Here is a 16027-nt window from a genome sequence, read left to right on the forward strand (position 1 = left end):
TCATAACCCGAAGGTCGTCGGTTCACCTTTTATAAGTTCAGGCTCCCGCAACCACTGAGATAAATAAGAATGAAACGGCACGCTTAAAGCGTGTTTTTTTATGTCTAAAATTTAGTGTGTATATTGTGGTTCATAACCCGAAGGTCGTCGGTTCACCTTTTATAAGTTCAGGCTCCCGCAACCACTGAAATAAATAAGAATGAAACGGCACGCTTAAAGCGTGTTTTTTTATGTCTAAAATTTGGTGTGTATATTGTGGCTCATAACCCGAAGGTCGTCGGTTCACCTTTTATAAGTTCAGGCTCCCGCAACCACTGAAATAAATAAGAATGAAATGACACGCTTAAAGCGTGTTTTTTTATGTCTAAAATTTAGTGTGTATATTGAGGCTCATAACCCGAAGGTCGTCGGTTCACCTTTTATAAGTTCAGGCTTCCGCACCACTGAAATAAATAAGAATGAAACGACACGCTTAAAGCGTGTTTTTTTATGTCTAAAATTTGATGAGTGTGGTGATTTAGCTTATAGGATAAAGATCATCTTCACTGCATGAGGCATTCACTTCTCATAAGCGCAAGCTCCCGCCCCCCCTGAGATACACTTTAAAATGTTATAAACTTCTTAAAATAAATCGTTATTACTTAAAACCTTGTTTGGTTTGTGTTAAAACGGCACAAATATTTTTAGGTTGTTACAAATATGACTGAACTTTACCACTGGTTTGATTTAATAGGCATTGCGGTGTTTGCTGTATCGGGCACTTTGCTAGCGTATGAGAAAAAAATGGATGGCTTTGGGGTCGTAGTTTTAGCGACAGTAACTGCTATTGGTGGTGGTACAGTGCGAGATCTAATTTTAGATGTTCCAGTGTTTTGGTTACACGATCAAAGTTACTTTTTTGCCATACTCGCTTCAGTATTTGTTACAACACGCCTTATAAATAAACAAAAGCCGATACCTCATTATATTTTACAAACAGCGGACGCGTTTGGGTTAGCTTTTTTTGCAGTAATGGGGGCGCAAAAAGCACAGCTTGTTGGTATGCCCGATATGACTGCGGTAATTATGGCTGTAATTACAGGCTGCTTTGGTGGATTAATTCGAGATGTGCTTGCACGCGAGATCCCTATGCTATTAAAAGGTGAGCTTTACGCTATTACCTGTATAGCGGGTGGCACTGTTTATACGCTTGGCATTAGTTTTTCGTTAGTAACCGAAATGGCGATGGTATTAGGCATGTTAATGACCTTATTACTTCGTTTAGCCGCTATAAAATGGCAAATCACATTACACGTTTTTAAATATCCTGACTAAACTGGTGTAATCACACCATTTACTAGGATAAGGAATGTCGTTAGCTCGTATATTTTCTCGTGCTCAAGTGGGTATAAATGCCCCTGAAGTTATTGTAGAAGTTCACCTAGGAAATGGTTTACCCGCTTTTCATATTGTAGGCCTGCCCGAAGCGTCTGTTAAAGAGTCGAAAGACAGGGTACGTAGCGCACTCGAAAACTCACAATTTGGTTTTCCCGATCAACGAATAACCGTAAATTTAGCCCCAGCCGACTTACCAAAAGATGGTGGGCGGTTTGATCTGGCTATTGCGGTGGGTATTTTAGTCGCCTCTGGGCAAATAGTGTGTCCTGATATTCATAAGTACGAGTTTTATGGTGAGCTTGCTCTTAATGGTGAAGTGCGTGGTGTAAACGCTATTTTACCTTCGGTACTTGCTGCTAAAGAAGAAGATCGCTGCTGCTTTTTACCTCTTGCAAACGACAGCCTAGCAAGCCTAGTTAATGGCGTTAAACGCAAAGCCGTAAGCTCTATTCAAGAAGTATGGGGCGACCTACTTAATCAACAACCCTTGCCATTAAATATAGAGTACCCCGACTGCACGCAAGCCCCTGACTTTTTGCTCGATTTAAGCGATGTTAAAGGTCAGCCCGGTGCAAAGCGAGTGCTCGAAATTGCTGCAGCTGGCGGGCATAATTTACTATTTTTAGGCCCTCCAGGTACTGGTAAATCAATGCTGGCCCAGCGAATGGCTACAATTATGCCTACTATGTCGGACGATGAAGCTATTTCAACAGCTGCGCTTTACTCTATTATTGGACAATCCATAGATTTAACTAATTGGCGACAGCGGCCATTTCGTAATCCGCATCATACGTGCTCAGCTGTTGCTTTGGTGGGGGGCTCTTCAAATCCCAAGCCTGGTGAAATTTCGCTGGCACACAACGGTGTGCTCTTCTTAGATGAGTTACCGGAATTCGAGCGTAAGGTGCTTGATTCACTGCGTGAACCAATGGAGACCGGCACAGTAACTATTTCACGTGCAGCTAGGCAAATGGAGTTCCCAGCGCAGTTTCAGCTTATTACAGCATTAAACCCAAGCCCAACGGGGAGCCATACTGATAAGCGGGCAACTCCCGATCAAGTTATGCGTTATTTATCGCGAGTATCAGGGCCTTTTATTGACCGTATTGATTTGCAAATAGAACTACCTCGTTTAACGAGTGTTGAGCTACAAAGTACCAAACCAGAGGAAACCAGTGCTGAGGTTAGAGCAAGAGTTGAGGCTGCTTATTATGTGCAGCTAAAACGCCAAGGTAAGGTTAATGCGAGACTTAATAATAAAGAAATGAGTGTGCACTGTGTACTTGCGCCTGCAGAGTTGCAATTTTTAGCTAGAGCAAGCGAGAAGTTGTCTTTATCGCCACGCTCTTACCATAGAGTAATTAAGGTGGCGCGGACTATTAGTGATTTAAAAGGCGCTGAAAACATTAGTTTAAATGAGCTTAAAGAAGCACTTAATTACCGCGCATTTGAGCGCCTTATTGCGCAATTAACTAAGTATTAAATAGAAAGCATATAGCCTTTACCGCGTACGGTAACGATGCGTTTTTGATCTTTTTCGTCATTTAATTTTTTACGTAAACGACCAATAAGCACATCAACAGTACGATCGTTTGGGCTCCAATCGGGCTGGCCTATTTCTTCTGATATTTTTTCACGGGATGTGGCTTTACCTGCATTACTAATTAAGCAAATAAGCACTTTATGTTCGGCTTCAGTTAAGCGTGACTCAACGCCCGCAGCAGTAATTAATGTGCGGTTATCAGGATGAAGCTTAAAGTCAGCATATTCTATAAACTCTTCGCTTTCGTCGTCTTCTAGGTTAACTGCAACACGCTTATAGAGCGCGCGCATGCGAAGTTCTAACTCAAGTAAATCGACGGGCTTACAAATATAGTCATCAGCACCTTGTGCAAGACCTGCAATACGATCGGCTTGGGAGTCACGACTCGATAATACAATAACGCCAATATCGGTCAGTGTGTTTAATTCTTTTGCGAGCTGAAGCCCGTCGCGCTTTGGTAAGACAATGTCAATTATGGCTAATGATATAGCACCGCGCAGGTTTACCCGCTGCCTTACAATGTTAAGTGCATCAGCGCCAGTGGGGTCTACCTCTATTGTAAATTCGGTATCTGCAAAGTGATTTTGGATGCGTTTAACGAGTAGTTCATCGTCTTCAACCAATAAAACATTAATAGCCATAGTACTTTATTTTGAATGCTTATAGCTCTGTATGGTAGCACCAATAGGTAAATGCTGAGAAGGGGGTTTATTAGTTTTAAGTAACTTAATATTTCAAAGGGGTATAAGACGTTATTAGAGGATGAGGTTAGCACCTTTAAACTAATTAAAAGGTGCTAAATAATTAATTCTACTACTAATAAATCTGTATTAAGTTGTTATTTTAAAGGTTCAGGCTCAGTCATTTTTATACATCGAGTCCCACCATTGAGGCTCGTTTTTTAGCTTTTTATCAAAGTATGCGAGCATGGTGTTCCACCAATCAAATCGTTTATCGCGTGCAAAAATTTGATGGTCGGCGCCTTTGTATTCGATTAACTCTACGTCCTTATTAAGCAGTTTAAGCGCAGTGTACATTGTTAAGCTTTCGCCAACAGGTACATTGGTATCGCTATCACCATGAAGAAGTAGCATAGGTGTTGTTACTTTGTCGGCATGAAATACAGGACTATGTTGGCTGTAAAGCTCAGGGTTATTCCACGGGAAGCTATTTTTTGATGCTTCGCCAGAATATAAGTAACCCCACCAACCTTCACCCCAATACGAGGTAATATTAGAAATACCCGCATGAGCTATTGAAGCACTAAATATATCGGTTTTAGTTGCTAATAACATGGTCATGAAGCCACCGTACGATGCCCCTAAATTCCCTATTTTTTTACTATCAACATAGTTGTATTTATTTAAAAAGGCTTGTGTGCCTTCGATAATATCGTCTGCGGTGTAGTCGCCCCAGGCATTAACATGCTGCGCTGAAAACTTTTGTCCAAACCCTGTTGCGCCAGTAGGTTGCACAACATAAACAATGTAGCCATTTTCTGCCCATAAGTTAAACGGGTACCGACCTGTAAAACCACGCGTAACTGGTGAAGTACCGCCGTAATAATACACGAGCGCTGGGTGCTTTTTAGTTTTATCTAAATTGCTCGGAATGTAAACACGGCCAGTTATTTCAACACCATGTTTATTTTTAAAATTAAAGTCTTCTAATGTAGGGAGTCGTGTATTTGCATAGCTACTTGGTTTTGAATCCCATATTAAATCTGTTTTATTTTTACTTACGTTCAGGCGCTTTAGTTGTTGTGGCGCTAAAGCGTTAGTGCCACTTAGTAAAATTTCGGTATTACGGTCGTGCGAGTAACTAAATTTTTCAACAATATCCAATCCCGTATTTAATTTTTTAAAGCGCTGTTTACTTAAATCAAATAGATAAAGTGGTTGAGTGTCTTGCTCTGTTACTTTAATAAGCGCATCGCCGTTTTCTAAAACGTGCAGTTGGCCAATAGCGGGGTCGAATTGTTTACTGAGTGTTTTTACGTTTTTACCGCTTTCAGTAAGTAGGTAAAGTTGCCCGTCGTAGTTATTAGCAAGCATTGCTTTTGGTAGTGCTCTGCCTGCGCCATTTTTAAAGTCCGGGCCTGCAACTACATAAATATCTTTATTTGCGTATTTGGCTAAATTAAACGTTTTGAATTTACCAAGCGATGAAAGCTTGTTTGATTTTAAATCGAGTTCAACAAGCTCTGTTTCAGGGTGGGTTGATGCCTGCATTGCCATTACTGGGAGGCTCATTAATACTTTGCCACGGTTACTATTTGAATCTTCAAGGCTGTAAGAAAGAGGACCTTGGCTAAGTGCTTTTGTTAAACCACTTTTAGTATCAAGCATATAAATTTGGCTGATGGAACGTGCATACGACCAGCGATCTTGCAGACCTTTATAGTGCTTGGTTAAGCTGTTAGTGCTCTCAGGTGATTTAGACCAGCTAAACAAAAGACTGGTGTCGTTATAAAAGGTAAAGCCATTAGCTCCTTCTAAATCGTTTGCTAATGTTTTTATTGAGAGGTTTTTACGGTTAAGTTGTTTAAGCTCACCATTTAACAAATACACTAAATATTGGTTATCTGGACTCCAAATAATGTTACTTGGTTGGCCTGCTTCAAAGCGATAAAGCGTTTGATTGTCTGAATCTTTAAGTACAGTAACTGTATTTGCTTGATTTTGTGTTTTATCGCTATAAGTGCGAGTGGTAGTAACGTACTGCTTGGCATTAGGTGCGAGTGATAATTGGCTAATGGTAGGAGCATCAAACAGTTGTTTTGCAGATAAACGTTTTGTTTGTGAAGTGCTGAGCGTAATTTTATCAATGTCGCTCTTTGGAGCAAAATCAAGCGTTACATCGTGCCAATTAGCTACTTGCTGGGCTACTATTAAAACAGTGTGAGTACTGTTATTTAAAGTTAACCTATAGCTATTTTTATCGCCTGTTTGTAGTTCGCCATTAATAAATAACTGCCCTTGCTCAATCCCTTTTAAGGTAAGCGTACCTTGCGTAAAGCGGGTTGTTTCAATATTAAATTTTAGTGCCTGTAACCCACCTAAAGTGAGCGCATTGATTTTATTAAACGGTTGCCAGTTTTGTTTTTTCCCAAATACAGAAAAACTATCTGTGTCTGCTTGTAGTTGTGGCAATAGGTTGTTAATAATCGCACTGCCATGAGGTGTCTGAAAAGGCTTTAACTGCATATCTTCGGCAAGTGGGCCGATAAACTGAATTTTTGATTTATCCAATGGTGCCGCTATTGCAGCAAAGCTTAAGCTGCTAAGCGTTAAAAGAGCTGCTGCGTACTTAAATAGCTTATTTTGATGACACCATGGTGCGCTAAATTTCATTATTATGCCTATTATTATTGGAAGTTTGGCCAAATATAGCATGTATTGTTACCATGCTCACATATCCAATATAGAGGAGAGAAAGTGACTTTACTGATAGTTTATATGGTAGTGGCGATTGTTATTTCGTTTTTATGTTCTGTGATGGAGGCTGTGTTATTAAGTATTTCGCCCAGCTATGTTGCATCACTTAGAAAAAAACACCCTGAGCTTGCTAAACAGCTCGAAAAGCTTAAAAACAATATAGATCAGCCTTTAGCTGCTATTTTAACTTTAAATACAGTTGCCCATACTGCAGGTGCAGCGGGAGTTGGTGCACAAGCGGCTGTCGTTTTTTCCGATGCGGCTGTAGGTATTGCATCAGCCATCATGACATTTCTTGTATTAATTCTTTCTGAAATTATACCTAAAACCTTGGGGGCTAATTACTGGCGAGCTTTAACCCCAAGTGTTACCTACGCTTTGCGGTTTTTAGTTATATCGCTAAAGCCTTTTGTATGGTTTGCACAAAAGCTAACAAATTTAATGGGTCCAAAGCACGATGAGGCTTACTATATTCGTCAAGAGATAGAGGCAATGGCAGATATAGGCACGGAGTCGGGAGCATTACATCAAGATGAATCTGATATTATCCGTAATTTGTTGCATTTTAAGCATGCAAAATTATGTGATTTAATGACGCCGCGAACTGTTATTTTCAAAATCCATAAAGATTTAACAGTTAATCAGTATTTAAATGAACATGGGTCGTCATCGTTTTCTAGAGTGTTGGTATTTGATAAAGATGCCGATGATATCGTTGGGTTTGTGCATAAAAACGATATTATGCTGGCATTTCACCGTTTAGGTACCGATTACAAAATCAGCAAATTGATTAAGCCTATTTATACGGTGCCGAGTTCTCAAAATGTATCGTCGTTACTGCAAACTCTTTTAACAAAGCGCACGCATATATGCCTAGTTGTAGATGAGTACGGTGACGTGCAAGGTATTGTAACGCTAGAGGATATGATTGAAGCTTTAATGGGGCTAGAGATTGTAGATGAGCGTGACCAATCTACTAATATGCGCGCAGTAGCAAGGCAGCGTTGGCACAAACGTTTAGCAAGCAGTGCGCATATAGTCAGTGAAGAAGATAAACACACTCGGGGTGATAATTAGTTAACCAGCCCCGATTAAATATTAATACCGCTTTAAGCGGGGCTGCCATCAGTCTTCAGCCAATCTTTAGCCCAAGATATAAATTCGTCTTGTGGTTTAGGGCGGCTAAATAAAAAACCTTGTATGGCTAGTTTTCTTCTATAATGCCTTAAATAAACGAGCTCTTCTGGTCGTTCAACACCTTCTGCTACTAAGTCTAAATTATCTTTACTCGTAATATTAAATAACGAACTTACGACCACTTGAGAAAATAAATCTGTTTCTATATGGCTAATAAGTGAACGGTCTATTTTAATTTCAGTAAAAGGAAGATTTCGAAGCTGATTCATATTAGTAAAACCAACACCAAAATCGTCTAGCGATATACCAAAGCCATGCATTCTTAATCTGTTTAGTGTTTCTAATTGCATGAGGCTTGAGAGTGCATGTTGTTCTGTTATTTCTATAATTATATTACTAGGTGTGAGTTGGTTTAGTTCTAAAATGAGCAGTAATTTATTAGGGCAGTTTAAGTCGTCGAGCTGAGTTGGCGATAAGTTAAATGCCATTTTAAAATCATGACCTAGTTGCGCTTTCATATTTTTGAATTCGCTGGTGGCCTTTTCAAAAAGAGAAAATGTAATTTGATTAATTAAGTTGTGTTGTTCGGCAGTGTTTATAAAACGGTTAGGTAAAATAATATTGCCGTCTTTACTTGATAAAATACGTGCTAAGACTTCAACGCTTTCAATTTTATTGTTATCAGCGTTTATTTTTGGTTGGTAAAAAGGCGTTATTTCATCGTTTTTTAATGCATCAATAAGCTCATCTTTTGAAATGGCTGACTCTTTTAATAAAGTGTGGCTGTTTAATTGCGCCACTTTAGTAAGTAACCTACTAACCTGAGACAGTTGCACTGGCTTTGAAATATTACCAATGAGGTGCGCGTTGTGTTGTTTCGCGAGATTGGCAGCTAAGCTAATAACTTTATGGTCCATTTCAGAAACAATTATTATACCGCCTTGATAATGTAACTCTCCTAAGTGGCGGATTAATTCCATGCCGTCCATTTCGGGCATATTGAGATCAGTAAAAATAGCATCAAAGTAGTTGATATCCTCTTTAACTTTTTCAAGCGCTTCTTTTGCATTCAGGCACGTAGTTATAGTGTTGGACATACCCAATTCGTTAAGTATAGCTTCCATAACGATCAAAATTGCTTTTGAATCGTCAACAACTAAAATATTAGGCACTATTTTGTCCACTGTTATCCCTTTCAATGTATCGCTTGGAGTTACTATAAAAGTAGTAGTGTTTTTTTATTTTGTCAGTATCAAATACTTTTATTTTGAAAATAGTTACCTAGCACCTTCACTCGTGTTTTTAAGCTGATTAGGTATACTAGCGCCATTATTTTAAACGGTCTTAATTATGATAAGAATAGATCTTACTTTAGCCGAGCAACCATTTTCGCTTATGGTGTCTGGGAAAAAAATTGTGCAGGTATTTCACGCGCAACAAGCCATTACATTTGATAACCCTCGTGAAAACTATTTTCAATTTACTTACGACAACAAAGTAATAGGTATTGATACAGCGGCAGTGGAAGAGCAAAGCATTTCGCTCTTTGTAGATGATCAATTTGCAACACAACTTGCGTTACCAGCACCTACAAATGGGTCACCTAAAAAAGGCTTTTTAGGGCTAGCTGCATTAGGCTTTAAGCTTTTTAAAAGCGCTAAGGTAATTAAAGTAGTGCTTGCAGGGGCTTCTGTTGCAGGCTATGCGTGGCTATTTAGCATCGAATTTGCGCTGATGCTTATTGCGTGTTTAGTAGTACATGAATATGGGCACGTAAGAGCCATGAAATACTTTGGCATAAAAACCAAAGGTATTTATTTAATCCCGTTTGTTGGTGGGCTTGCTGTAAGTGACGATAAAATAACAACCCGTTGGCAAGATGTAGTTATATCATTAATGGGGCCTGCATTTGGTTTAATTACCTCGGTACTGGGTGTCGTTTTATATTACGCCACCGAGATGGAAATATTTGCAGGTGTTGCGGTGCTTAGTGCGTTATTAAATTTATTTAACTTGTTACCTATTTTGCCGCTTGATGGCGGGCATGTATTAAAAAGTATTAGCTTTTCAATGCGTTCATGGATTGGTTTAAGCGTATGCTTATTAGGCGTACTATTTGGCTTATGGCTGAGCTACACCTTTGGCTTAATGTTACTGGTATTCTTTTTGTTTGTTGGTGCGCTGGAAATTGTATTTGAATGGCGAGGCCGTCACTATTCACACTTAATGCCGCTAGATAAATATGGCCAAGGCTTTTCAGCGGTAATGTATGCAGTTGTAGTAGCTGGGCATGTAGCTGTAATGATGCACTTTGCCGATTCAGAAAATCCAATATTGAGCCTGCCGATGACTATTTTATCGAGCTAGTATTTTTATTTTGCCTAACTAAATAAGTTAGTTTTTTACATTAATGTTTTATTTTTAGACTTTTATGTTTGTTTATTGTTAATTGAGTTCTAGTGTAATATAAATTAGAACAATCTTAGCGGATCAACTGGATGTTATTTAGAAAGGAAGCTGTCGCTCAGCAAAGAGAGCGTTTAACAGGAGTGATTACGCTCGCACAACCACTATCAATAAAACTTACCGTATTTATTTTGGTATGTATTTCGATTGTAATGATAGCCTTTTTATTTACAGCAGAATATTCACGCAAGGAAACAGTTCGGGGGTTTTTAATACCCAATAAAGGGGTAATTCAAAGCTTTGCTAATCAAGGTGGTATGATTGAGCAGCTATTTGTACAAGAGGGTGATGCCGTTACTAAAGGTCAGCCGCTGGCGACCATTATTGTGCAGCAAAATAACAGCCAAGGCATAGCTTTGAGTACCGAGCTTGTTGAGCAGCTAAGTATGCAAATACAATTGCTTAATGACGAAATAACACAAAGCTATACCCTACAAGAACAAGAATCCCTTAACTTGCAAGCGCAAAAACGTGCGCTAACTAATGAGCAAGTGGCATTAAAAAACCAGCTTACACTGACCGATGAAAAACTCGCACTACTTAACCGCCAACAAAGTAATATCAACCAGCTTAATAAAAATGGCTTTTTATCAAATATTGAGCGTGAGCAACAACAGCAAGCTTTGTTAGATGCTAAGCAAGAAAAACAAAACCTAGCACGCTTGCTGATGCAGCAAGAAAACCAATTAAGTCAACTTAGCTTTAATATTGCCAACGTGCCCCAGCAGTATACGTTGCGTATAAATAGTCTTAAACGTCAACAAGCGGATATTCAAAACCAGCTCACACAAATTAAAAGTAACTATCAATATACCATAACAGCCAGTAACAGCGGTGTTGTTACTGGCATTCAAGTGGTTGAGGGTGAAACACTCACTCAAGCAAAACCGCTACTGCATATTATTCCCGAAGGTTCAGAGCTAGTGGCGGAATTGCTGCTACCTACACGTTCAGCAGGCTTTATACAACTAGGTAACGATACGCGCCTGCGTTTTGATGCTTTCCCTTATCAACGCTTTGGTTTTATTAACAGCAAAATTATCCGCATCGACAAAGCACTCATTACCCCAAATGAAATACGTTTGCCCATTGCACTGCAAGAGCCTGTGTACCGTTTGCGAGCAACACTCAGCCAACAGCAAATGCAGGTCTATGGTAAAGCGTTCGAGCTAAAAAGCGGCATGTTGTTTGAAGCGGATATTATGTTAGAGCAGCGCACATTAATTGAATGGTTACTCGAGCCACTATACAGCCTAAAGGGGCGAGTGAGTTAATAGTTCATTGTAGGTCGGAATTTATTCCGATAACAAACAAAAATTCATCTGTTTAATTTGCTGCAATAAGCAATATTAAGCAGGGAATAGAGTGGCTGACTTTAGTCAAACTTTAGCGAGAACAACTAAAGCCAGCCTACTAACCATTAGCTCAAACAGTTGAGTTAACACATTAGCAACCCGATGACTTAACTAAAAAGCATCGGATTTATGGAGTATAACAAAATGCGTGAATTAAACGTAAAAGAAATTGAACAAGTGAATGGTGGCTGGGGTTGGTTGAGATATTTAAGGCCAACAAAGATGGGTAATGGTGAAATGCCAAGTTATTGGGACACAGGTGATTCTTGCTCCATAGTCCCTGTGGAAGGCGCCACGCCTGTTTACCCATAAAAACTTTTGAAATTTAGGTATGGCGTTTATGCGCTATACCTTTAATACGGGAGTAGTTTGAAGCAATGAAAAACATTTTATGTAAGATTTTAATTGTTTTTATTTACTTATATTTCATTAGGTTATGTGAGCTTGGCTCTAATTTATACTCATTTGAATATATGTTTTATGGTTTTTTAATATTGTTTGTAACCTTTTTTATAGCAGATTTAATGCAGAAAAAAAAACGAAATGCTTTACTATCGTCGGTGGGTGTTAGTGTTATTACCATGTTTATGCTTTCAATAAATTTACCCTTTGTTACAGGTTATTCTTTTGACCAAAACGAAACAAAGTCAAACTTGCCTACTATTTCTTCAAATGATTATATAGTCTCCAAACATTTTGATTTTAGTCTTGATGAAGGTGCTATGTATGCTTTCATAAATGAACAAGGTGACTTGCATAGAAAGCGACTGATTGCTGGTCCACATGATAAAGTGCAAGTCTGCGGTGATTTAGTATATGTGAATGGTTTTACACGTAATATTACAACAAACTGGAAAGCAGAAGAATTAAAGTCGGATAAAAACTGCAGTAATGGCTCGGCTTTTAAGCTTAGCGAAGAAGAGTATTTTCTTGTTGGTGATAATTTTTCCAATAGTCTCGACTCTAGGCACTATGGACCTGTAAAACGAAAAAATATTGTTGCTCATTCTCTTTATAAGTTTCAACTTAATCAAAGCGGTTCAATTTCTAAAGAACAGACTAGTCTATCTGTTATTTTTGAGTAATGACTGCAAATGAATAGCGAGCTAAATTTTTCAAGCTTTAAACAAGCTCCTCTAATCCTTCAATCCGAAATAGCCGAATGCGGTCTCGCTTCTATGGCTATGGTGGCGTGTTATCACGGCCATCAGTTGGATATGCCTGCCATGCGCAAGCGCTTTTCGGCTAATTTAAAGGGGATGAACTTACAACAGCTGATTGAGTTGGGTGATAACTTGGGGCTCGCCAGTCGTGCATTGCAATGCCCACTTGATGAAGTGCATAAACTACAAACGCCGTGTATTTTACATTGGGATATGAATCACTTTGTGGTATTGACCAAAGTCTCTGGTAAAGGATCTTCAGGTAAGTTTGCAATTAATGACCCTGCTGTGGGTAAACGCAGTTTAAATAGTGAAGAATTTAGCAAGCACTTTACCGGTATTTGTTTAGAGCTCACGCCAACGAGTAAGTTTGAAGCTAAACAAGAAAAAGCGCAGATGAAGTTTACCCAACTTTGGAGCACCATGAAGGGCTTAAAAGCAGGGTTACTAAAACTGATTGCGTTGTCACTGGTATTGCAGCTATTTGCCTTGATGACCCCTTATTATATGCAGTGGGTGGTGGATGAAGTACTCATTAGTTTTGATGAATCGTTATTAACGGTACTCGCTATGGGGTTTGCGCTGATTGCGATTATTTCGGTGGTGACTAATGCGGTGCGAAGCTGGTTAATTTTACGGCTTTCCAGCCTTTTGAATATGCAAATGGGTGTGAACTTACTCCGGCACTTATTGCGGCTACCGATGAATTATTTTGAGTCACGCCATGTTGGCGATATTGTATCGCGCTTTGGCTCCTTGGCACAAATACGTGAACGCATAACTACAGGGTTTGTCGAAACACTGGTCGATGGCGTAATGGGCATTACCGTATTGATTATGATGCTAATTTATTCGCTAAAACTCACTGCAATAGTTGTCGGCGCAATTGTGCTTTACACCTTAGTACGTTTAGCGCTGTATAGGCCGCTGCACCAAGCTACCGAAGAAATGATTCAATCATCTGCCAAAGAGCAGTCGAACTTTTTAGAAAATATTCGCGGTATGCAAACTATAAAGCTGTTTGGCAATGAATCGCAGCGCCAAGGTATTTGGCAAAACCGTTATGCTGAAGTCATTAATAGTGAAATCCGTTTAGGGCGTTTAAACATTAGCTTTGATTCATTTAATAAACTGTTATTTGGCCTTGAAAATGTATTGGTGATTTACTTTGCTGCATTGCTAGTTATGAGCAATAGCTTGTCTGTTGGTATGGTACTGGCGTTTATTGCTTATAAAAACCAGTTAACCAGCCGCTTTGCCAACTTAATTGAGCAAATTATTCAATTCAAAATGATGCGCTTACACTTAGACCGTATTGCAGATATAGCACTCACGAAACAAGAAGCTAATCGTGACGGTGAAATGGCATATACCGGTGATGACGAAGGTAAAGCAAAAGGTCAGCTTACCCTTGAGAATATTTGCTTTAGTTACAGTGAAGAGCAAGCGCCCATTTTAAATAATGTTAATTTAACGCTGAATACGGGTGACTCGATTGCGATTACAGGGCCTTCTGGTGCAGGTAAAACTACGCTAATGAAAATTATGCTGGGGTTATTACAGCCGACCTCGGGTAAAGTGCTGCTGGATGGTAAAGATATCACCCAGTTTGGTCTTAAAAACTACCGTAAACAAATAGCTGCAGTGATGCAGGATGACACATTGTTAGCTGGCTCAATCGCCGATAACATCAGCTTTTTTGACCCACAGCCCAATTACTTAAAAATAGAGCAATGTGCCCGACATGCAGCTATTCATGATGATATTACCAAAATGACTATGGGTTATAACTCATTAGTAGGTGATATGGGATCAAACTTATCGGGCGGGCAGGTGCAGCGGCTATTATTAGCGCGAGCGTTGTATCAATCGCCCTGCGTGTTGTTTATGGATGAAGCGACTAGTCATTTAGACAAAGGCAACGAAGCCAAAATAAGTGAACAAATTCAGCACTTACCCATCACACGGATTATGATTGCTCATCGCCAAGAAACCATTAACATGGCCAGCAAAGTCTATCAACTGAAAGAGGGTAGGTTGGTGGAGCTACAACAGCAGAGCGAGAGTGCATAAAACAATCAAGGCGTGTGTATTACACGCCTTTTTATTATGTTTACAGTTAATAAAAGCTCAATACCAGCGATATAAAAACCCCAGTTACAAACAACTGCACAACACAAAACCCCATAATATCTTTTGCTTTTAAGCCTGCGATAGCAAGGACGGGTAATGCCCAAAAAGGTTGAATTAGGTTAGTCCACGCATCACCCCACGCAACAGCCATTGCAACGCGAGATATATCGGCACCTAGCTCTTGTGCTGCGGGTATAACAATAGGCGCTTGTACTGCCCATTGGCCGCCGCCAGAGGGTACAAACATATTAACGAGTCCTGCACTTATAAAACTAAAAAATGGCAAGCTATCAGCATCTGCAACGGCAATAAAGCCACGTGATATCTGTTGTGCTAATCCACTATCAACCATTACCGCCATGATGCCGGCATAAAAAGGAAATTGAATAACAATGCCAGCCCCGCTTGGAATTGCTTGTTGCAGACTGTTAAGTAAATTATGGGGTGTTTGATGCAGCGTAATAGCTAAAAACAAAAATACGGCAATAACGCTATTAAGGTTTAAGTTTCCGCCAGCAATAAAAAAGTAATAACCTAAATATGCCAAACCTAATAAGCCAATTGTCATACCGAGTAGTTTGCTTTGTTCCAAATGTTGGGCAGGTCTGGTTATTGTTGTGGGCTTAGGTGTTGTCTCTTGTAAAAGAGCTGGGTCGATATATACGCTTTCTTGCTCGCTTGGCAGCATATAGCGATTAACGAGCGGCATAATAATGAATAAACCAACTAATATGGCTATATTAAAGCCCGCAAATAAAGTGTGCTCTGTACTAATAATACCAATGCTGGCCTCTGAAAAGTGACCATCGGTTGCGATGGTTAAAGGAATCGAACCCGCTAATCCGCCATGCCATACAACAAAACCTGAGTAAGCGCTGGCTACTAATAATCGATAATCAACACGAGTATGTTTAGCAATTGCTTTGGCAAAAAGGGCACCAATAACTAAGCCAAATCCCCAATTTATCCAGCTCGCTAAAAGCGAAATAAGCGTTACCAATATAATTGCTTTAGGTGCTGTATTTGCGAGTGTTGCTAGTTTTTCTAATAACTTACTTATAGGTGGCGTACTTGCCAACATATAGCCTGTAATTAACACTAGTAGCATTTGCATCGCAAAACTTAATAAGTTCCAAAACCCACCTCCCCACGCTTGTAATACTTCAATGTTAGTTGCGGTTGTAAATAAGCTCGCACTGACAAGGGTAATTATTGTAAGTAAAATTACAAATATAAAAGGGTCGGGAAGATAGCGCTCTACAATTTTAGTAAAAGGGCGGGCTATTTTATTAAGCATAAGCACAACTGTTTTGGTTATTATTTTAACGCTAATTAATCATGAAAAATCACCATTGGCAAACAGCATTTAGTCTAATATTTGCGGTTAAAAGCTTAAACATTGCTTAAAAGCATCGC

Annotated in this window: 12 protein-coding genes; 8 read left to right on the forward strand and 4 right to left on the reverse strand. The window is 39.4% G+C overall.

Features of this window, described 5'->3' with window-relative positions; genetic code table 11:
- Positions 1-699: 699 nt before the first annotated feature.
- Both H5116_RS07250 and H5116_RS07255 read left to right on the forward strand, forming a co-directional pair.
- Positions 700-1314 (forward strand): trimeric intracellular cation channel family protein, encoded by a 615-nt coding sequence (locus tag H5116_RS07250; protein ID WP_007587018.1) that lies wholly within the window; start codon positions 700-702, stop codon positions 1312-1314.
- 34 nt (positions 1315-1348) lie between these two features.
- On the forward strand, positions 1349-2860 hold the full coding sequence (locus tag H5116_RS07255) for a YifB family Mg chelatase-like AAA ATPase (RefSeq protein WP_182715841.1): 1512 nt from the start codon (positions 1349-1351) through the stop codon (positions 2858-2860).
- Here the strand turns inward: H5116_RS07255 and H5116_RS07260 are convergent.
- Positions 2857-3561, reverse strand: coding sequence for a response regulator transcription factor (locus H5116_RS07260; protein ID WP_002957913.1), 705 nt, complete (start codon positions 3559-3561; stop codon positions 2857-2859). The two genes, H5116_RS07255 and H5116_RS07260, sit on opposite strands and share 4 nt — an antisense overlap.
- A gap of 216 nt (positions 3562-3777) precedes the next feature.
- Positions 3778-6273 (reverse strand): S9 family peptidase, encoded by a 2496-nt coding sequence (locus tag H5116_RS07265; protein WP_182715842.1) that lies wholly within the window; start codon positions 6271-6273, stop codon positions 3778-3780.
- Positions 6274-6357: 84 nt separating this feature from the next.
- On the opposite strand from H5116_RS07265, the gene H5116_RS07270 reads away from it, so the two are divergent.
- Positions 6358-7434 (forward strand): hemolysin family protein, encoded by a 1077-nt coding sequence (locus H5116_RS07270; protein WP_182715843.1) that lies wholly within the window; start codon positions 6358-6360, stop codon positions 7432-7434.
- Between the two features lie 32 nt (positions 7435-7466).
- On the opposite strand, the gene H5116_RS07275 is transcribed toward H5116_RS07270, so the two are convergent.
- The gene (locus H5116_RS07275; protein ID WP_182715844.1) at positions 7467-8678 is read right to left on the reverse strand and encodes an EAL domain-containing protein; all 1212 of its coding nucleotides are present in this window, start codon (positions 8676-8678) and stop codon (positions 7467-7469) included.
- A 166-nt stretch (positions 8679-8844) separates the two neighbouring features.
- Here H5116_RS07275 and H5116_RS07280 point away from each other — a divergent pair, with 166 nt between their 5' ends.
- The 5 genes from H5116_RS07280 to H5116_RS07300 all read left to right on the forward strand — a co-directional run bounded on the left by H5116_RS07280 (position 8845) and on the right by H5116_RS07300 (position 14551).
- Complete coding sequence (locus H5116_RS07280) at positions 8845-9861, forward strand: metalloprotease (RefSeq protein WP_182715845.1); 1017 nt, start codon at positions 8845-8847, stop codon at positions 9859-9861.
- A 131-nt stretch (positions 9862-9992) separates the two neighbouring features.
- Entirely contained in the window at positions 9993-11234 is a 1242-nt protein-coding gene (locus H5116_RS07285) for an HlyD family efflux transporter periplasmic adaptor subunit (RefSeq protein WP_182715846.1), read from the forward strand.
- Between the two features lie 210 nt (positions 11235-11444).
- On the forward strand, positions 11445-11627 hold the full coding sequence (locus H5116_RS07290; protein WP_182715847.1) for a hypothetical protein: 183 nt from the start codon (positions 11445-11447) through the stop codon (positions 11625-11627).
- Positions 11628-11692: 65 nt separating this feature from the next.
- Positions 11693-12400: a signal peptidase I gene (gene lepB / locus H5116_RS07295; protein WP_182715848.1), complete on the forward strand. Its 708-nt coding sequence runs from the start codon at positions 11693-11695 to the stop codon at positions 12398-12400.
- Between the two features lie 9 nt (positions 12401-12409).
- Positions 12410-14551 (forward strand): peptidase domain-containing ABC transporter, encoded by a 2142-nt coding sequence (locus tag H5116_RS07300; RefSeq protein ID WP_182715849.1) that lies wholly within the window; start codon positions 12410-12412, stop codon positions 14549-14551.
- 46 nt (positions 14552-14597) lie between these two features.
- On the opposite strand, the gene H5116_RS07305 is transcribed toward H5116_RS07300, so the two are convergent.
- Complete coding sequence (locus H5116_RS07305) at positions 14598-15908, reverse strand: short-chain fatty acid transporter (protein ID WP_182715850.1); 1311 nt, start codon at positions 15906-15908, stop codon at positions 14598-14600.
- Positions 15909-16027: the final 119 nt, after the last annotated feature.

This window comes from Pseudoalteromonas sp. SG45-2 (genome assembly GCF_014164115.1).
GTDB classification, from domain to species: domain Bacteria; phylum Pseudomonadota; class Gammaproteobacteria; order Enterobacterales; family Alteromonadaceae; genus Pseudoalteromonas; species Pseudoalteromonas distincta.

Bases quoted from the DNA above. Each gene is read 5' to 3' on its own strand.
- H5116_RS07250 (WP_007587018.1), top strand. From the start codon at position 700: ATGACTGAACTTTACCACTGGTTTGATTTAATAGGCATTGCGGTGTTT.
- H5116_RS07255 (WP_182715841.1), top strand. From the start codon at position 1,349: ATGTCGTTAGCTCGTATATTTTCTCGTGCTCAAGTGGGTATAAATGCC.
- H5116_RS07260 (WP_002957913.1), bottom strand. From the start codon at position 3,561: ATGGCTATTAATGTTTTATTGGTTGAAGACGATGAACTACTCGTTAAA.
- H5116_RS07265 (WP_182715842.1), bottom strand. From the start codon at position 6,273: ATGAAATTTAGCGCACCATGGTGTCATCAAAATAAGCTATTTAAGTAC.
- H5116_RS07280 (WP_182715845.1), top strand. From the start codon at position 8,845: ATGATAAGAATAGATCTTACTTTAGCCGAGCAACCATTTTCGCTTATG.
- H5116_RS07285 (WP_182715846.1), top strand. From the start codon at position 9,993: ATGTTATTTAGAAAGGAAGCTGTCGCTCAGCAAAGAGAGCGTTTAACA.
- H5116_RS07290 (WP_182715847.1), top strand. From the start codon at position 11,445: ATGGAGTATAACAAAATGCGTGAATTAAACGTAAAAGAAATTGAACAA.
- lepB (WP_182715848.1), top strand. From the start codon at position 11,693: ATGAAAAACATTTTATGTAAGATTTTAATTGTTTTTATTTACTTATAT.
- H5116_RS07300 (WP_182715849.1), top strand. From the start codon at position 12,410: ATGAATAGCGAGCTAAATTTTTCAAGCTTTAAACAAGCTCCTCTAATC.
- H5116_RS07305 (WP_182715850.1), bottom strand. From the start codon at position 15,908: ATGCTTAATAAAATAGCCCGCCCTTTTACTAAAATTGTAGAGCGCTAT.